This is a genomic window from Corallococcus macrosporus (assembly GCF_017302985.1).
Lineage (GTDB): Bacteria > Myxococcota > Myxococcia > Myxococcales > Myxococcaceae > Corallococcus > Corallococcus macrosporus_A.
The window spans coordinates 39,284-57,763 of the sequence record NZ_JAFIMU010000004.1; the positions used below are offsets into that span (position 1 = coordinate 39,284).

Below are 18,480 nucleotides of genomic sequence, written 5' to 3' on the forward strand. Positions count from 1 at the left end.
AAGTCCCTGAACGGAACTTCCCGTTTCCGGCGCACCCGCGCGCCGTGGAACCGTGACCGCATCTAACAGCGAGGATGCCCATGACACCTGTGGATCCGAAAGCCGTCGTTCCAAAGAAGGTCCTCGTCGTGGGGGGCAGCTCCGGCATCGGGCGGGGCGTGGCCCGCGCGGTGCTCCAGCGAGGAGGGCGGGTGGCCGTCGTGGGACGCTCACGGGAGAAGCTCGACGCCGCCGTGGCGGACCTCGGTGCCGGGAGCGACCGCCTGGAGGCCCATGTCGCGGACGTCACCGACGAGCCGGAGGTGGAGCGGCTCTTCGACGCGGTGGGCCCGCTCGGTCACCTGGTCACCACCGTGGCGGACGTGACGTATCAGCCCGTGCGGGAGCTGGACGTCACCGCCGCGCGGCGCACCCTCGACTCGAAGTTGCTGAGCTCGCTGCTCCTGGCCAAGCACGCGGCGCGCCGGATGGAGGCGGGCGGCTCGCTGACGTTGACGTCGGGCATCGCGGCGCACCGTCCGGCGGCCCGGGGCGCGGTGGTCGCCGCGGTCAACGGCGCGCTGGAGGCCCTGGCACGCGCGCTCGCCATCGAGCTGGCGCCCCTCCGCGTCAACGCCGTCTCTCCGGGCTGGGTGGACACGCCCATCTGGGAGCGCGTCGCGGGAGCCGCGAAGAAGGAGCGGCTGGAGGCGATGGCCCAGCGATTGCCCGTGGGCCGCGTGGGACAGCCGGACGACATCGCCCAGGCCGTGTGCTTCCTGATGGAGAACGGCTTCACCACCGGCTCCGTGCTGCACGTGGACGGAGGGCACCGGCTCGTCTGAGCCACGCCCTGTCAGGAACGGGCGGGCATTTTCGTCCCGCCCGGACCTGACGCACCCCGGAGCCCGCCCGATGGGAGATGCCAGTTCCGCAGATGAGTGAGCCGCGGCGACACGTCCACCGTTGCCGCGGCCCTCTGCTTCAGCTCCTCCCGCTCCCCGTGGAGAGGCAGAGCGCCGCCAGATGTCTTCCATTTGCGCGGATGCCTTCATGTCTCACTCGAAAATCCTGTCGTGGAATCACTCCGTGCCAGCAGCGCTGTTGCTGATGGCTCCCTTCGACCTCCTGGCCTCGCTGGCCATGGACATCTACCTGCCCGTGGTTCCGGTCATGACCGGAATCCTCGACACCACGCCTGGCATCGTCCAGCTCACGCTGAGCCTCTACATGGCCGTGCTCGGGCTCGGGCAGTTGGTGTTCGGCCCGCTCTCGGATCGCGTTGGCCGGCGCCGGGTGCTGCTGGGCGGCGCGCTGCTGTTCGCGGCCAGCTCGTTCCTGCTCGCGGGCACCTCCGAGGCCATGACGTTCGTCGGGCTCCGGTTCCTGCAAGCCGTGGGAGCGTCCGCGGCCCTCGTCGCCACGTTCGCGACCGTCCGGGACGTCTACGCGGAGCGGCCTGAAGGTGCGGTCATCTACAGCCTGTTCAGCGCCATGCTGGCCTTCGTCCCGGCGCTCGGCCCCATCGCCGGGGCGCTGCTCGCGAAGCACTTCGGATGGCGGGCCCTCTTCTTCACGCTCGGCATCCTGGCCACGGCGGCGCTGCTCCAGGCCCTGCCACGCTGGCCTGAGACACGTCCCGCTGGCGCGCCCCGTCAGGCCATGGCGCTCCGGCCCATCCTGGGCAGCGCCGCGTTCTGGACGTACACCCTGGGCTTCAGCGCGGCGATGGGCTCCTTCTTCGTGTTCTTCTCCACGGCGCCCCGGGTGCTCATGGGCCGGGCCGGCTTCTCGGCGTTGGGCTTCAGCCTGGCCTTCGCCACGGCGGCGCTCGCCATGATGGTGACGACGCGCTTCGCGAAGCACTTCGTGGCCCGCTGGGGACAGGCGGGAAGCCTTGCGCGCGGCATGGGCCTGCTGCTCCTGGGCGCGGGGCTGCTGACGGCCGGGCAGCTCTTCGCGGCGCCGTCCTTCTGGACGTTCGTCGTGCCCATGTGGGTCATCGCCGCGGGGATTGTCTTCGCCGTGTCCGTCACCGCCAATGGCGCGCTCCAGGCCTTTGGCGCCGTGGCGGGAACGGCGGTCGCGGTCTACTTCTGCATCCAGAGCCTCATCGTGGGCGTCCTGGGAACGCTGATGGTCGTCCTGCTCGACGGCGACACGGCGTGGCCCCTGGTGGGCTACGCGTCGCTCATGGCCGGGGTGACGTTGGGCTGCCTGCGACGCCTCTAGCGCCAGCCGGGTGACTGGAGCGCGGGGCCGCTGACGCGTCAGGGACAGGCCTTGACACGTCAGCGGTCCGTTCCTGACATCCGGGTCTTGCGGGAATTTGTAATGATTTGGCGCATTTGCGACCTCGGGTGGCTGGCATTGCCCTTGCGATAGGCCTGTCGTGCATGAAGAGAGGGAAGCCTCTTGCCTGCCAACAACAGCCATTGGATGCCGTGAGGATGCAAGCATGTCACTCGTGAGTTGCAATGCGCAGAATCAGCTCTTTCAGCAAGGCATCATGACCGTCAAGGTCGCCTACAACATGGCCGACGCCGTCGCCAAGGCCGCGAACGAGCGCCAGATCGCGACCTACTCGGGCATCTCCGGCCTGCCGGACCTCTCCACCCCCCTGATGGTGGAGAACGTCACCAACCTGAAGAACGGCTCCCTGGTTGACAATGGAAAGGGCGTCATCGTCCCCCCGGATACCTATCTGGCCTTCCAGATCGGCTTCGGCTGCCAGGTGGGGTTCGGCTTTGGCATCGAGATCCTCCCGAGCTCCATCGCCATCGTGGACAACAACTCCCTGATCCTGCCCCGGTCATCCGTTCCGTCCACCAACCAGTGGGCTGTCGCGGGTCAGTACGCGTTCTTCGCCAGCAACAACTACAACGGCGACATGATTTATGTCTATGACAACAACTTCGGGACGCACTCGCTGGACCAGTCGATAGCGGCCAACTCCTACCAGATCCGGATCACCTGCACCCCGCTGCGCTCCTGGACCGACAGCAACGGCAACACGTACTCCGTGAACAGGCCGAACCTGGATCCCCCCTCGAACCCGCCGCAGCTGCCAGGCGTCATGGCGGCGGGAGACGGCGACGGCATCAACGTCCACGGCGGCACGGTCACCGGCTCGGGTACCTCTGGTGAAACGTATGGCGGTTGCCAGGGGTACACGATGGACAGCCAGTCTGTCTCCATGGTGTTCGACGTGTTCGTGGTCAACCAGAAGTATTACACCACGCAGACCTATCAGCTCTTCCAGTCGAATGGCGGCGACGGCCTGAACGACTAGCGATGCCGGATTGATGTCCTCACGAAGAAGCGACACTCCTGCAAGGAATCAAGACAATGCCCAAGCTCAAGAACGCGGACCTGCCCAGCGATCCGCATGACTTCACCGCCCAGGACTGGCTCCACCTGTTCGAGGACCGTGGCCTCTTTCACGCCATGGTCATCACGCAGGAGCAGAATCCCACCAACGTCTTCAGCATCCACCAGGGCCTGCAACTCACCGGGGATCTCATCCTCCCGGACCCGCTCCATCCGGGAAACCACGCGACGTTCCAGTGGCTCGTCCCGAACATCACCGCCCAGCTGCACACGGTGGAGACCTTCTTCCACACGGTGCACACCTACCACTCGCAGGGGTACGACGTGGAGAAGGCGGACATCGGCATCCCCGGCATCTTCAGCGTGAACTTCCAGCACGAACACCAGTACTCGAACGACCAGTCGTTCTCGGAGACGGACTACTACGTCACGAGCATGTACCGCGTCCCCAAGCTGCAGATCGGCTTCAGCGACGGCGCGATGACGCTGACGGCTGACTTCATCCAGGCGCTGGCGCAGGCCGTGGAGCCCGGGGTCAATGACCCTCGCAGCTACGACAACGTGACGAACGTGTTGAACACGTGGGGCCACTACTACGTGAAGCAGCTGGACCTGGGCGGCCTCCTGTACGGCACGGACACCCGGAAGGTCACCAGCATGAGCCAGGGGCACAGCTTCTCGGACAGCGTCTCCGCGGGCTTCCAGGCCAACCTGGAGCTGGAGGACGTGCCCATCTCCGGCGGAGGCAGCGGCGGTGACGGCAATGGCTCGTCCTCGAACGACAGCTCCACGCAAGCGGACAAGAACGTCACCATCAACGTCATTGGCGGCGACGGCTCGCTGATGGGCAAGTACCCGGCCTGGGCCGCGTCCTTGAATGGCAACTACGTGAGCTGGCACATCATCGACACGCTCGTGCTGGAGCCCGTCATCAACCTCATCCCCGACAAAGCCCTGCGCTACAAGGTGGCGAACACGATCAGCGCCAGGTACGGCGTCACGCCGTACACGCAGGCCATCTCCAATGACGAGCAGGGCGCGCTGAACGACTGACGGAGCCCCTGGGCAGCGCACGCCCGTGCGCTGCCCTCGCGCTTGCTTCCGGGGAGGGAACGCCATGAAATATGACACCGAGCACCTGCTGAAGCCTGTCTCCCCGGAAGCGTTCCTGCGAACGCACTTCGAGCGGGAGCGTCTGCTGATCCGCCGGGGAGACGCGGGATATTACTCCGGGCTCTTCGGCATCGAGGAGATGCTGTCGTTCCTGCAAAAGGAGAACAACGCCTATCCCAACGTGCGGATGGTGAAGGAGGGGCGCGAGACGGCGTACAGCGAGTTCTCGTCGTCCGTGTCCTACAAGGAGGCACGGGTCAACTTCAATCATCTGATCAACCGGGAGCGCGTGTCGCGCCTGTTCCTGGAGCAGGGCCACTCGGTGATTGTCTATCAGGCGCAGACGGCCCTGGACCCCCTCCGGCGGTTCTGCGACACGCTGGAGCGGGAGTGGCGGGTGCGGGTGCAGGCGAACCTGTACATGACGCCCGCGGGCAGTCAGGGCTTCACGCTCCATTACGACACGCACGATGCCTTCATCCTCCAACTGGAAGGGGAGAAGCGCTGGCGGCTGTATGACAAACCCATTCACCTGCCCTATGACGGCGAACCCATGCAGAACCCGGAGCAGCACCGGTCGACGTTGAACTGTGTGTTCGACGAGGTGCTGCGCAAGGGCGACCTGCTGTACGTGCCCCGGGGGCACTTCCACGACGTGAGCGCCACGGACGTGCATTCCCTGCACATGACGGTGGGCCTCCTGACCAGCCCCTGGCAGGCGCTGTTCCGGCGGGTGGCGGAGGAACTCGAAAAGGAGGACTTCATGCGCAACACCGTCCCGCTGGCGGTCTGGCAGCAGGGGGAACTGGGGGCGTTCCAGGACCAGCTGAAGGCCGCGGTGATGGCGGGGTTGGACGCGAAGCTGGAGGGGCTGGTGGACGAGTACCTGGGCCGTCACGCGAACGGGAGCGCTTCCGCCGGGATCAACAGGCTGGCGCGGTCCTTCGCGCAGATGGAAAGGCCGCGCGTCCGGGCAGTCTCCTCCGGGGTCGGGTGACATGGAGCGCGTCCCCATCCCCACCCGCCTGTACCTCCAGGACGGACAGGCCATGCTCCAGACGGCGCGGCTGCCTGCCGCGGTCTACGAAGCGCCCTTCCTGTCCGACGGCCTGCGCCAGGCCCTGTCGGAAGCAGAGGCGGCACGCTCCGCCGTGTCGTGTCCGGTGAAGGACCTGCCGGAGGAGGGGGCACTGCCGGCGGGCCTCATCTTCCACGTCTCGAGGTGCGGGAGCACGCTGGTGACCCAGATGCTGGGGACACTCCCGGGGGTGAGGGGCGTGAGCGAACCGGAGGCGCTGTCGCTCTACCTGCTTCATTGCGCCCAGGGCGCCTGCGCCTTCGACGCGGAGGTGTTCCGCCGGTTGATCAAGGCCTTCGGGCGGGGAGCCGCGCCTGGGGGGCGGTATGTGATCAAGTTCTCGTCATGGAACCTGCTGTTCCTGGACCGCATCCTCGCCGCCCTGCCAGAGGTGCCCTGGGTGTTCCTGACGCGGGACGCGACGGAGGTGATGGCGTCCAACTTCCGGAACCCTTCCGCGCCGTTGCGGTGGTACCGGAGCCGGGAGCCGTGGTTCAAGACGTGTTTCCCGGATTGGCCCGGCGACGCGCCGGACGCGCCTGAAGCGTTCTTCGCGGGGTGTCTGGCGCGCTACACGCGGAAGGCACGGGAGCACGAAGGGCCTCGGTGCTTGTGGGTGGACTACGCGAGCCTGCCCGGCATGGTGCACAGCCACCTCCTGGCCCACTTTGGCTTGGAGGTGGATGCGGCGCAGCGGGCGCGGATGGCCGAGAAGGGCCGCTACCGGGCGAAGGGCGACACGCGGCAGCCCTTCGTGCCCGACGGGGCGGCGAAGCGGGCGGAAGCCACGGAGGCCATCCGGGAGGCGGTGAAGCGGTGGCTCCCACCACCTGCGGGTCCCGCTCCGGAATCAGGCCGGGCGGATGGCAGGCAGGCTTGCGGTCACAGGACGCGGGTGGTGAATTCCGCCCCTTCCGATGAGCGCTCCCCTCCAGACCGTCCCCGCTCCTGACCCCTTCCGGACGAAGCTCGACGGCCTGATCCTCGTGGCGCTGGTGGTATGGGGGCTCGCGCAGCTGGCGCCGCACCTGGCCCATCCCGCCATCTACAACTGGGACGAGGCGATGCATCAGGCCGCCGCGCGCGGCACGCACGACACCTTCTTCACGCCGCACATCTACAAGGACCCGCTCTACCCGAGCGACATCCGGCACTGGTGGGCCGCGAACGTCTGGATGCACAAGCCCACGGGCCCTTTCTGGTTCGGGGCGCTGATGATGCACGTCGTGGGGGTGACGCCGCTGGCACTGCGGCTGGCGTCGCTGCTGGGCCACCTGGCCGCGGGCGTCGCCATCTACCTCATCGCCCGGCGGCCCGCGGGGCGGCTGTGGGCCACGCTGGGCGCGGTGGGCTTCCTGGCGCTGCCCTTCGGCTGGCAGCTCGTGCAGGGGCGCTTCTTCGGCGACGTGACGGACTGCACCCTGGCGGGCTGCAACGCCCTGGCGGTGGCGCTGCTCTTCCACGCTGCCCGGGAGAACTCCTGGCGCTGGGGGCTGGCGGCGGGCGGGGTCGTGGGGCTGGGCTTCCTCTGCAAGACGGGGCTCGCGCTGACCCCGCTGGGCGTGGCCGCGACGCTGTGGGCCTTGAGCCGGCTGCGCTTCTGTCCAGGCCCGAGGCTCGGCACGGTGGTGGCCATGATGGCCGCGGCCGGTGTGGTGGCCGCGCCGTGGAGCCTCTACTCCGCGTGGCGCTGGCCGGAGCTGCACGACCTGGAGTCGCGCGTCACGCGCGCGCACCTCTTCCATGATCCGACCGTGGACGTGGGGCCCTGGCGCCGCCCGTTCGACGCCGTCCTCAACGAGGTCAACCGCACGAGCCTCCAGCCCCTCGCGAACGTGCTGCCGTTGATGGCCTTCTGCTGGCTGCTGGTGCGCGCCGTGCGCAAGCGGGACATGGAGACGGTGGGGCTCGCGCTCTGGATTGGCGCGACGTGGCTCGTGCTGTCGCTGGGCACGGTGAAGGTCCCGGCCATCGCGTGGGGGGCCGTGCCCGCGGTGCTCGCCGCGCTGGCCATCGCGGGCTCGGACGCGTGGCGCCATCCGGTGCTCGCGGCCCTGCTGCTCGCGGGGCTCGGCACGCCGCTGGCCATCGAGCACCTGCCCGTCCTGACCCGGCTGCGCGAGTCGCTGCCCGCGACCTGGGACCAGACGCGGACCCTCCCGGGGCTCGCCGAGGGGCTGGTGCTGTCCGTCTGCGCGGCGGTGCTGACGGCCATCGTCTTCCGGCTGGCCCGCAGGCCCCGGTGGATGACCGTGGGAATGGGCGTCGCGGCGTCGGCGGTGCTCGCCTGGCACCTGGCCATCACGCTGCCGGTGGAGAAGGCGCGCTACCTGGAGGAGCACGTCGACGAGCTGTACGTCACCTATTCGCGCGAAGTGGGTCTGGCCATCTCCCGGCACACGCCGAAGCGCAGCGTCCTCTTCGCCGCGCTGGATACGGATCCGCCGCTCAGCTTCGAGAACCTGAACCTCATGTTCTACAGCGGCCGCATGACGTACCGGCGGGCGCCGGACGTGCCGCTCGCGCGTGAGCGGGGCTACCACCCCTATCTCGTCTCGCCCCTCGCGGAGCCCTACGCGCCCGTGCCCGGCGTGCCGCCCCAGGCCGCGCTGCGGGCCTATGACCTGGAGGCGCCGCTGCCCCAGCCCGCGCCCCTGCCGGACGGCCTCACGCCGCTGTCCGTGCGCCAGGGGAACCTGGAGGTGCTCGGGTTCGCTTCCCGTGGCGTGGGCCATGGCCGTGGGCGCTACGCCTTCTATGCGCGGGCGCTCGGCCCGCTCCAGCCGCTGCGTGTCACCTTCCACGGCCCGGACGGCATCGTGGAGCGGGTGCTGGACCCAGGCTCGACGTTGCGTGGCCCGCAGGCCCTGCGAGGCGCGGCGTGGTTCATCCTGCCCACGGTGGGGCCCGCCCTCTCGAAGGTGACGCACCTGGAGTTCGGCGCCGTGGGGCAGCGCGTGGCCATCCCCTCACGGACGCCCTGAGCCGGCCGCCACCCTGAACCGTGGCAGCCGGCGCTCCTCACCTCACGGCGTGGCCGGGGGGACGGAGTAGTAGACGATGAGCCGCGGCCAGCGCGCCGAGGTGTTCGAGTACTCGCGCGAGTCGTACGTCGAGCGGCTTCCCGGCGAGTCGAGCCGCAAGGAGAGCAGCCCGTCCATGGACAGGACCTCCTGCACCACCGGCACCAGCAGCGGGCTCGCGTTGATGCCCGCCTGCGTGATGTACGGCACGGACCGGGTGGGGAACTGCCAGGAGCCCAGCTCGCAGCTGAAGACGGAGGGCTTGGTGTTCCAGGTGATGCCCGTCTCGCTCCAGGTGTTGTTGCGAACCCACCGCGTGTAGACGTTGCCGTCCGCGCCGGCCGTGACGTCGCCACCCGTGGACGTGGTCGCGAGGACGACGGAGGCCACCTGGGCGCCAGGCGGGAGGCCCGCCAGGTTGAAGCGCAGGAAGGTCTCCGCGTCGTCACGGTTCACGGTCAGGCCCATGGACGTGCCCGCGTTCGCGTTCGGGTTGCTCCACCACACGGAGCTGTCCGCCACCGGGAAGAAGGACGCCGACTCCAGGTGGGACGTCACCTGCGTGTCCCCGGGCTCGAAGTAGCTGACGACCAGCCGGGGCCGCTCGCTGGTGACGCCGTACTCACGCGAGCGATACACGGTCTTGTAGGCCGACTTCAGGCGGAAGGAGACGAGCCCATCCGAGTCCAGCGCCTGCTGCACGGGCGCCTTGAGCTTCGCGTCGAAGTTGACGCCCAGCTGCAGGGGCTTCGGCGAGCTGCTGTTGTACCAGAGCCACCAGGAGCCCAGGTCATTGCCGGTCACCGCGGGGCGGGTGTTCCAGGTCATGGCCGTCTCGCTCCAGGTGTCGTCCGGCACCAGGTGCGCATAGACGCTGCCGTCGCCGCCGTTCGCATAGCCGTCGTAGGCCAGGGCCTCCAGCCGGACCGACGCGATGTGCGCTCCGGCCGGGATGCTGCCCAGGTTGAAGCGCAGGTAGGCCTCGCCCTTCTTGTCGTCGACCCACAGGTTCTGGTTGGCGCCGTAGCTCGTGTTCGGGTTTTCGGACCAGACGTACGTGTCCGCCTCCGGCTCCAGGACCACCTGCGTGGGCGCGGACGCGACAGGCGTGGGGCAGGGGGGCGGCACGAAGTAGGAGACGAGGAGCTGGGGCCAGCGCGCCTCCGTGTTCGTGTACTCGCGCGAGTGGTACAGCGTCCGGTACCCCGGCGAGTCCAGCCGCAGGGAGATCATCCCGTCCGACTCCAGCGCCTGCTGCACGGGCGAGACGAGCTTCGGGCTCGAGTTGATGCCCACCTGGGTCGTGTACTGGCCATTGCGGTTCCACAGCAGCCAGGAGCCCAGGTCGTCGCTGGAGGCGGTGGGCTTGTTGTTCCAGGTGATGCCCGTCTCGCTCCAGGTGTTGTCGGAGACCAGCCGCGTGTAGACGTTGCCGTCCGCGTTGTCATACGCGTAGCCGTCATTGGACGTGGCCACCAGGGACACGGCGACCACCTGCGCGTTGTCCGGGACGCTGCCCAGGCCGAAGCGCAGGAATGTCTCCGCCGCGGTCCGGTCCACGGTCAGAGCCGCGCTCTTGCCGTAGTTCGTGGTGGGGTTGCTCGACAGGACCTGCGCGTCCGCCTGCGGGTAGAGCGCCACGACCTGGAGGTCGGTGGTCACCCGCGGATCACCGGGCTCGAAGTAGTTGATGATCAGCCTGGGCCGCTCGCCGGCGACGCTGTATTCACGCGAGCGGTACACCGTGTGGTAGCCCGGGGACATCAGCCGGAAGGACACGAGCCCATCCGAGTCCAGCGCCTGCTGCACGGGGGCCTTGAGCTTCGGGCTGAAGTTGACGGCCACCTGCAAGGGTTTGGGCGAGGTGTTGGGATTCCACAGCCACCAGGAGCCCAACCGGTCGCCCGTCACCGCGGGGCGGTTGGACCAGGTCATGCCTGTCTCGCTCCAGGTGTCGTCCGGCACCAGGTGCGCGTAGACGCTGCCGTCACCGCCGGGGGAACCGCCGTCATAGGCCAGCGCCTGGAGCATGACCGACGCGATGTGGGCGCCGGCCGGGATGGCGCTCAGGTTGAAGCGCAGGTAGGTCTCGTCCTTGGCGGAGTCGACGTTCAGGTTCTGCGCGGTGCCGTAGTTCACGCCCGGGGTGGTGTACCGGACGAACGTGTCGGCCTCCGGCTCCAGGATGATCTGCTTGGGCGTGGGAACCGTCATGAGCGGCGTGGCCCGGGCCTGAGCCAACGGGGCTGGCTGCGGCGGTGCTTCGCCGCCACCACAGCCAGGGACGAGCCCCGCCACGAGCGGCGCGAGGAGAAGGGAACGAAGGGACGGCTTCCACGGGGGTGCGCGATGCATGCAGTGGCACTCGGGGTCACGCGCGCCGGTCCTTTCCGGCGCGACACGCATCCCTTGAGCAACCCCTGCGCCAGGGCTTGGACGGCGCAGGAATCCCTGTCACTTCCAGCGCTTGCGCGACGGAGGACCGCGTGACGCCGCCGGCGGCGGGGAGGAACGTGCCAGAACCGGCACGCGCGCGACGGCGCCCAGCGGACGCGGATGTCACGGGCCTCGCGGCGCCAGGATTCCATCCAGGAGCGCCGGTGTGCCCTCGACCCGACGAAGCCGCGGGTAGCGCAAGCCTCCATGCCAGGGAACAAGGGCGGAGCGGGTGGTCGTGCCCTGGCGCCAGGAGAGCCGCAAGGGCGTCTGGCGCGCGGTGGCCTTGACGGCGTCCTTCAGCCTTTGCGCGTCGTAGGGGCTCCCGTTCACGGCCGTCACCACCGCGCCGGGCAGCAGGCCCACCTCGAAGGCCGGCCGCTCCCACTCCACCCGGAGCACCTTTCCATCCTTCGCGAGCGTCACGCCGAGCGAGTCGCCGAGGTCCACGTTCCCGCTCGCGGCCTCGGCCCGCCGGATGGCGTTCGTGGGTTCCTCGCTCCAGGCGAGCGCGTAGCCGCCCCGCGTGATTCCTTCCAGGGGCGCGGCGTCGCGCGTCTCTTCAACCCGGGAGCGGAAGAAACCGGACCAGTCGTGGGGCTGGATGTCATTGAGCGTGGTGATGATGTCTTCCAGCGTGTACGTCATCGTCACCTGGCTGCCCGGGCGCACGCCGAAGAACGCACGAGCGAAGTCATCCAGCGACTTGCGGCCGCCACTGCGCTCGCGGATCAGCGTGTCGGCCTCCAGCCAGATCAGCTCGCCCTCGGAGTAGGCGTCGAACATGTCGCGCTGCCAGCCCTTCCAGGAGAGCGCCTTGCGGCGCTGCACGATGGCGTCGTTCGTCACGTCCCGGAGCGGGCGCCAGCGCCGGCCAGGACGGTTGGCCATGGCCGCCGCGGTCGCGGCCAGGTCATCGAGTGCGTCCTCCCGCGTCCACAACCCTGACCGGGTGGTGAGCACGTCCTGCCAGTAGTAGGTCAATCCCTCGAACACCCAGAGCAGCGAGTCGCGCTCCGGCGTGTTGAAGTCCGGCGTCCACATCTCCGCGGGGCGGCGGAACAGGCCGTTCCACGAATGGACGAAGCCATGCGCCAGCCGGCCTCGCTGCTCGGGCCGGTCGTTCCAGGTCGTGAAGAAGTCGGCGGGGAGGGCGTTCTCGCCCGCGCGCAAGTGCTCGAAGTAGCTGGGGCCGAAGCCGTCCGCCAGCCAGACCATCAGGTCGTAATGGTCATGGTGGTGCGAGCCGAAGAGCCGGTAGGCCTGTCGCACCAGGGACTGGTAGCCCCGGACGAAGCCTGGAGGCGGCTCGAGACTCGCGGCGTCGTCGGCGACGATGTTGACGTGGACCGGGACGGGGTCCTCGCTCAACAGGATGCGCTTGAAGGCGCGGCCGGCAATCACGGGTGAGTCGATCAGCGTGTCCAGCGTCACCGGCTGGAACCGGACCTCATCGCCCTCCCGTCGGGCGACGGTCAGCGGCGAGGCGAACTCCCAGGCGGGCGGCAGCTTCACGCTGGCCTCACAGGTGATGCGCCGGGCGTAGTGGCCCGCTGGGTACAGCACCAGGTTGTGCCATTGCAGGTCCAGCATCGTGGACGTGGCCACCACCGGGCCCACGCGCGGCTCCGTGGCACCAAGGAACTGGAAGTGCACGTCGATGGACGTCACGCCGGCGGGGATGTTGATGTGGAAGGCCGCGACCTGGACGGCGTCACGGGTCCAGGCAATGACCCGCTTCCCGGCCTGGACCTTCAGCCCCGCGAGTCCGTCCAGTTGAGCAGTGGGCCCATGGTCCCCGGGAAGCCACTGCGGAAAGAGCAGCGTCAACCGTCGTCCAGGCGTGACCGGAAGGGTCTCCGTGACGCGGAAGACACCGCGCGCCGTGTCGGTGGCGTCGACGCGCAGCCGGAGGGTGCCGGGGAAGGGCGTGTCTCGCGGCGCCTCGATGGGCGGCGGCATGGGCGCGGGTTGGGGCAGCGGCCAGGACTGGGACTGCGCATGCGCCGCCGTCGAAACCATCCAGACGGCCACCAGAGCGATAACGAGTGGCATGACCACCGTCGTATCCCGGACCCGGCTTGCCGAAAATTTCGAACTCTGGAAGCCTGGGTTCGAGGAAATCGAACGATGCTCCCGCGAATCAACCTGGACATGGATGTCTTGCGGACGTTCGTGACGGCCTTCGAGCTGGGCAGCTTCGCCAAGGCCGCCGCGCGGGTGGGCCGTTCGCCATCCGCGGTGAGCTCCCAGTTGCGCAAGCTGGAGGAGCAGGTGGGCCGCGCGCTGGTGGAGCGCTCCGGGCGAGGCCTGGTCCTGACCGAAGCGGGCGAGGTGTTGCTGGGCTGCGCGCGGCGGATCCTCGAACTGAATGACCAGACCGTGGACAGCCTGCGAGGCAGCGAGCTGGAGGGCGAGGTCCGTCTGGGATTGCCGCAGGACTTCGCTGAAACCTGGCTGCCCCGGGTGCTCAGCACGTTCGCGCGAGCGCATCCGGCGGTGCGCATCGAGGTGCGCACCGAGCGCAACGCCCAGCTCATCCACCACGTCACGACCGGCAAGCTGGACCTCGCGCTCGCCTGGAGCAGCGGCGTGCGGGGTTGCAGCGAGCGCATCGCCGAGCTGCCGCTCGCATGGATTGGTCAGCGGGGTTGGCAGCGCACCGGGGGACGTGGCCAGTCGCTGCCGCTCATCGCCTTCGAAGCGCCCTGCGTCTTCCGGAAGGCCTGCACGACCGCCCTGGACCGGAAGGGGCTCGCCTGGAGGATCGCGTTCGCGAGCCCGAGCCTCGCGGGCCTGTGGGCGGCGGCCGAGGCAGGGCTGGGCGTGACGCTGCGAACAGCCTTCGGCCTGCCCAGGACGCTGGCAGTCCTGGAACCGAAAGCCTCGGGCCTGCCCGCGCTCGGGAGCATCCCGGTGTACCTGCTCAGGGCTGAACGGGAGCCGAGCAAGACCGTGGCCCAACTGGCGGGCATCCTGCGTGAAGCGCTCGCGCAGGAGCTGGCGACACCCCAGCGGGCACGGCCCCGCCGCTTCAGGACGCGCGAGGCCGGACGAACTTCCACGCGAGGGGCATGAGCAGTCCCGCGACGGCAGCCTTGATCAGTCCGCCAGGAATGAAGGGAACGAAGCCCTTCTGCAAGGCCGTGGCGAAGTCGAGCCCGGTCTTCACGCGGAGCCAGGACACTCCAATGGCCAGGATGAGCAGCTGGCCCGCGAGGAAGAGCGGGGCCGCCGTCCACCACCGCCGGTCGTAGCCGTGGCGCGCCGCTAGGCCCACGAGGAACGCCGCGGGGAGGAAGGCCACCAGGAAGCCGCCGGTCGGCCCGACGAGCGAGCCCCAGCCGCTGGCCCCCTTCGCGAAGAAGGGCAGCCCCACGGCTCCGAGCAGGAGATACGCGGCCTGCCCGGCCAGCCCCCGTCCCGCTCCGAGCGCCGCCGCCGTGAGGACGACCGCGAGCGTCTGGCCTGTAATCGGCACCGGGGACCCCGGCACCGGGATGGCCACCTGGGCGAGCAACGCGGTGCAGAGCGCCGCGCCCAGGATGACCGCGCCCTCCTGCGCGCGCGTGCGGACGAAGCCGTCGGCCAGGACCCGGTGGGGCGATGCGGAGGGGAGGGGAGACACGCGCCGATGCTCGGCGAGGACGCACACCGGTGCAAGGCTGCCGGTGCCCACGGACGTCGTGAAACGGCTACGTTCCCGGACCTCTCGTGGTCGGAGGCTTCTCCTGTGACGACTCCCTTGCTCGGCACATCGTCGTTCCTGGTCCCGGTGACGTCGCTCTACGCCGCGCTCAATGCCTTCCTCACGCTGGCGCTCTCCATCAACGTCAGCGCGGTCCGCACGAAGCTCAAGATCTTCCGGGGCGACGGAGGCCATGCAGGACTGGGGTCCGCCATCCGCGCGCATGGCAACAACGTCGAGCAGGTCCCCCTGGCGCTCATCCTGCTGTTGCTGGCGGAGCTGAGCGGTGGTGGCTCGACGCCGCTGCACATCTTCGGCGGCGCGCTGCTCGTGGCGCGCCTGGCGCATGCCTTCGGGATGCTGCGCGGGAGCCCGGTCCAGGCGGTCGGCGCGACGCTCACCCTGGTCGTGCAACTGGGATTGGCCGGTTGGGTCCTCTGGCTGCGGCCCTGGGGCTGAAGCCTCATCCCCAGGGCGCGAGCGTCAGTGCCCGCGCCTACCACCGGGTGACGTGCAGCAGGACGTTGCCGCACGCGCCCTGGTAGCCCTCGACGATGATGAGCAACTGATAGCCCTTGATGAGCATGAGGGAGATCGCGGACGTCGTGCCATTGCTCGAGTCATCGTTGCACTTCAAGACCTCCGACGTGGCCCTGGAGTTCCGGATCTCCATGAGGGTGTCGAAGTTGGAGCCCCTCGTGCTGAACGTATAGGTCCCCGTCTCGGGAACCTTCCAGGTGTAGGCGACGTCTCGCGACGAACCCGAACCGCACGTGGTCGTCCACTGATTGCTGGCCGTGCAGCTCGTGGGGTACGTCGCGACCGGAGAGCTGATGGCGCTTCCCAGGTCCGCCGCGAACGTCTGCGCCTCCAGGCGGCGGGGCTCCTCGGACTGGCTGTCGTCCAGGACCCCGGCCTCGCCGGGCACGGAGCCGTCGAGCGCCTCACCCTCGGGAAGGGGGCCGCAGGCGCCGAGGAACAACGCACACGAGGCCACACCCACAACGGTCTTGCCGAAGTTCGCCATGGTTCACCTGAGGGGGAATCAAGGCGGCCCCGCACTTACGGCTGTGTCCGCCTGGAACCGAAGGTGCGCCCCGTTCGCAATGGCAGCCATTGCCCTGCCCGGCCACGACACGGGTCATTTGTGGATGGTGTGGACTCCTTGCGGATGCTGACTCGCGTCAATTGAGGGTCGCCGGGTGATTCCTACCCTCCGTCTTCCTTTGCCCGCGCCCGGACCTCCGCCGCGAACAGCTCCGCGGCGGGTGTGCGCGGCGCCCCCTTGCGCCAGAGGAGCGCCGCCAGCTCCGAGCGGGGTGCGGGAGACAGCCGCTTCACCACCAGCCGCTCGGCGTCCGCGAGCCGTGGCTCGGGAAGCACCGTGACCGCGAGTCCCGCGCGGACGATGGCCAGCACGGTGGCCACCGCGTTGGACTCGAGCGCGATCCGGGGCGCGAACCGCATGGCCGCGAAGTGCGCGTCCACCCGGGCGCGCACGCGCAGGCCGCGTGACAGGAGCGCGAAGGGCTCCTCCGTGAGCAGCTTCATCCCCACGGACTCCACACCCGCCAGCGCATGTCCGCGTGCGACGACGAGCGTGAGCCGGCTGTCGAAGACGGGCTCCGCGTCCAGGTCCGCCAGGCGCGCGGGGGCATAGCCCAGTCCCACGTCCAGCTTGCCGTCCGCCAGTTGCCGCTCCAGCTTCCGGACCACGGCCTCCTGCGCGCTCAGCGCCAGCCCGGGGTGCCTGCGGAGCACCGCCGCCAGCGCCGGCACCACGAGGCCGCGCATGCTCGGCGGATAGCCCACGCGGAGGGCCCCGGTGGCCAGCCCCCGCAGCGCCCCCACCGCGGACAGGCCCGCGTTCACGTCCTCCAGCGCGCGCGACGCGTAGGTGCGGAACAGCTCCCCGGCCTGTGTCAGCCGCACCCCCGAGCGAGCCCTCTCGAAGAGCGGTGTGCCGACCTCTTCCTCCAACTGGTGGATCTGGTGCGACAGCGTGGGCTGGGAGACGTGCAGCCGCCGCGCGGCGCGTCCGAAGTGCAGCGCGTCGGCGACGGCGGAGAAGTAGCGGAGGTGTCGGAGCTCCATGGCGCCATCATAGACAGCATCTATCGGCCTGATGAAAACAGACGAATGTACGAATCGATGCCCGCCGGTACATCTTCCTCGCCACGAAGGAGAGGCACCCATGAAGGCATCGGATCTGTTCGTGAAGGCGCTGGAAGCCGAGGGCGTCCGCTGTATCTACGGACTTCCCGGCGAGGAGAACCTGGACCTGCTGGAGTCCATGCGCGCCGCGGGCATGCGCCTGGTCGTCACGCGCCACGAGCAGGCGGCGGGGTTCATGGCCGCGACGCAAGGCCGGCTCACCGGACGCGCGGGCGTGTGCCTGGCGACGCTGGGACCGGGAGCCACCAACCTGGTCACCGCCGCCGCGTACGCGCAGCTCGGCGCCATGCCCATGGTGATGCTCACCGGCCAGAAGCCCATCAAGGCGAGCAAGCAGGGGCACTTCCAGATCGTCGACGTCGTCGGGATGATGCGGCCGCTCACCAAGTCCACGCGCACGCTCGTCTCCGCGGAGCACGTCCCCTCGGCGGTGCGTGAGGCCTTCCGCCGCGCGGAGGAGGAGCGCCCCGGCGCCACCCACCTGGAGCTGCCCGAGGACGTGGCGCGCGAGTCCACCGAGGCCGCGCCCCTGTCGCCGGGCGTGCCGCGAAGGCCCGTGGCGGACGAGGGGGCCATCGCGCAGGCGGTGGAGGCGCTGGCCTCGGCCCGCCGTCCGATGTTGATGATTGGCGCGGGGGCCAACCGCAAGCTGACGTCCGAGATGCTCCGCGCGTTCGTGGACCGCGTGGGCCTGCCCTTCTTCAGCACGCAGATGGGCAAGGGCGTGGTGGATGAGACGCACCCGCTGTGGATGGGGACCGCGGCGCTGTCGGACGGCGACTTCGTCCACCGCGCCATCGAGGCCTCGGACTGCATCCTCAACGTGGGCCATGACGTCATCGAGAAGCCCCCGTTCGTCATGCGCGACGGCCGCCGCACGGTCATCCACCTGAACTTCTCCTCGGCGGAGGTCGACCCCGTGTACTTCCCGCAGGTGCAGGTGACGGGGGACCTGGCCAATGCCGTGTGGCGCATCGCGGAAGGGGTCGGCCCGCGCTCGCACTGGGACTTCACGCCCTTCGAGCGTTCACGGGCGGGGCTCGACGCGCAGTTCGTGAGCGGCGCGGGGGATGACCGCTTCCCCATCTATCCCGCGCGGCTGGTCGCGGAGGTGCGCCGCGCCATGCCGGACGACGGTGTCGTGTGCCTGGACAACGGCATGTACAAGCTGTGGTTCGCCCGCTACTACCGCTGCCGCCGGCCCAACACGCTCCTGCTCGACAACGCGCTCGCGACGATGGGCGCGGGCCTGCCGTCCGCCATCGCCGCGAAGCTCGTCCACCCCCGGCGCAAGGTGCTGGCCGTCTGCGGTGACGGTGGGTTCATGATGAACTCGCAGGAGCTGGAGACAGCGGTTCGCCTGAAGCTCGACCTGACCGTGGTCGTGGTGCGCGACGACGCCTACGGGATGATCCGCTGGAAGCAGGAGGAGCAGGGCCTGCCGGACTTCGGGATGACGTTGGGCAACCCGGACTTCGTCCGCTACGCGGAAGCCTACGGCGCCCGGGGACACCGCCCGGCGAGCGCCACCGAGTTCGGCGCCACGCTCACCCGCTGCCTGGAGTCGGGCGGCGTGCACGTCATCGACCTGCCCATTGATTACACAGACACCGCGCAGGCGCTCGGTGCCGGCACGCTGGTGGAGACGTGAGCCATGA

General features: G+C 69.3%; 14 protein-coding genes and 1 pseudogene. 10 read left to right on the forward strand and 5 right to left on the reverse strand.

Annotated elements, in window-relative coordinates; all coding sequences use genetic code 11:
* Positions 1–80: 80 nt before the first annotated feature.
* From JYK02_RS05655 to JYK02_RS05685, 7 genes and pseudogenes are all read left to right on the forward strand, one after another.
* Complete coding sequence (locus tag JYK02_RS05655) at positions 81–824, forward strand: SDR family oxidoreductase (RefSeq protein ID WP_207049122.1); 744 nt, start codon at positions 81–83, stop codon at positions 822–824.
* Between the two features lie 208 nt (positions 825–1,032).
* Positions 1,033–2,245 (forward strand): annotated as a pseudogene (gene cml / locus JYK02_RS05660) (CmlA/FloR family chloramphenicol efflux MFS transporter).
* Positions 2,246–2,437: 192 nt separating this feature from the next.
* Positions 2,438–3,271, forward strand: coding sequence for a hypothetical protein (locus tag JYK02_RS05665; protein ID WP_207049125.1), 834 nt, complete (start codon positions 2,438–2,440; stop codon positions 3,269–3,271).
* Between the two features lie 56 nt (positions 3,272–3,327).
* Positions 3,328–4,362, forward strand: a complete 1,035-nt coding sequence (locus JYK02_RS05670; protein WP_207049127.1) for an MAC/perforin domain-containing protein — start codon at positions 3,328–3,330, stop codon at positions 4,360–4,362.
* 64 nt (positions 4,363–4,426) lie between these two features.
* Positions 4,427–5,419, forward strand: a complete 993-nt coding sequence (locus JYK02_RS05675; protein ID WP_207049130.1) for a cupin domain-containing protein — start codon at positions 4,427–4,429, stop codon at positions 5,417–5,419.
* Position 5,420: 1 nt separating this feature from the next.
* Positions 5,421–6,452, forward strand: coding sequence for a hypothetical protein (locus tag JYK02_RS05680; RefSeq protein ID WP_207049132.1), 1,032 nt, complete (start codon positions 5,421–5,423; stop codon positions 6,450–6,452).
* On the forward strand, positions 6,418–8,484 hold the full coding sequence (locus tag JYK02_RS05685; RefSeq protein ID WP_207049134.1) for an ArnT family glycosyltransferase: 2,067 nt from the start codon (positions 6,418–6,420) through the stop codon (positions 8,482–8,484). Before JYK02_RS05680 ends, JYK02_RS05685 begins: the two co-directional genes overlap by 35 nt.
* A 42-nt stretch (positions 8,485–8,526) precedes the next feature.
* Here the strand turns inward: JYK02_RS05685 and JYK02_RS05690 are convergent, their stop codons facing one another.
* A complete protein-coding gene (locus tag JYK02_RS05690; protein ID WP_207049144.1) occupies positions 8,527–10,737 on the reverse strand; it encodes a DUF7594 domain-containing protein in 2,211 nt (736 codons plus the stop codon).
* A 345-nt stretch (positions 10,738–11,082) separates the two neighbouring features.
* Entirely contained in the window at positions 11,083–13,014 is a 1,932-nt protein-coding gene (locus JYK02_RS05695; protein WP_207049146.1) for a M61 family metallopeptidase, read from the reverse strand.
* Positions 13,015–13,089: 75 nt separating this feature from the next.
* Between JYK02_RS05695 and JYK02_RS05700 the strand changes: the two genes are divergently transcribed.
* Positions 13,090–14,037 carry a LysR substrate-binding domain-containing protein gene (locus tag JYK02_RS05700; RefSeq protein ID WP_207049153.1) on the forward strand — a complete coding sequence of 316 codons (948 nt, stop codon included), beginning with the start codon at positions 13,090–13,092 and terminating at the stop codon, positions 14,035–14,037.
* On the opposite strand, the gene JYK02_RS05705 is transcribed toward JYK02_RS05700, so the two are convergent.
* Positions 13,994–14,587: a biotin transporter BioY gene (locus tag JYK02_RS05705; protein WP_207049155.1), complete on the reverse strand. Its 594-nt coding sequence runs from the start codon at positions 14,585–14,587 to the stop codon at positions 13,994–13,996. The two genes, JYK02_RS05700 and JYK02_RS05705, sit on opposite strands and share 44 nt — an antisense overlap.
* Positions 14,588–14,692: 105 nt before the next feature.
* Here JYK02_RS05705 and JYK02_RS05710 point away from each other — a divergent pair, with 105 nt between their 5' ends.
* On the forward strand, positions 14,693–15,106 hold the full coding sequence (locus JYK02_RS05710) for an MAPEG family protein (protein ID WP_207049157.1): 414 nt from the start codon (positions 14,693–14,695) through the stop codon (positions 15,104–15,106).
* Positions 15,107–15,143: 37 nt separating this feature from the next.
* On the opposite strand, the gene JYK02_RS05715 is transcribed toward JYK02_RS05710, so the two are convergent.
* Together JYK02_RS05715 and JYK02_RS05720 are read right to left on the reverse strand one after the other, a co-directional pair.
* A complete protein-coding gene (locus JYK02_RS05715) occupies positions 15,144–15,674 on the reverse strand; it encodes a hypothetical protein (RefSeq protein WP_207049159.1) in 531 nt (176 codons plus the stop codon).
* 182 nt (positions 15,675–15,856) lie between these two features.
* Positions 15,857–16,741: a LysR substrate-binding domain-containing protein gene (locus JYK02_RS05720; RefSeq protein ID WP_207049160.1), complete on the reverse strand. Its 885-nt coding sequence runs from the start codon at positions 16,739–16,741 to the stop codon at positions 15,857–15,859.
* Positions 16,742–16,841: 100 nt separating this feature from the next.
* On the opposite strand from JYK02_RS05720, the gene JYK02_RS05725 reads away from it, so the two are divergent.
* Positions 16,842–18,473, forward strand: coding sequence for an acetolactate synthase large subunit (locus tag JYK02_RS05725; RefSeq protein WP_207049162.1), 1,632 nt, complete (start codon positions 16,842–16,844; stop codon positions 18,471–18,473).
* The last annotated feature ends 7 nt before the right edge of the window (positions 18,474–18,480 follow it).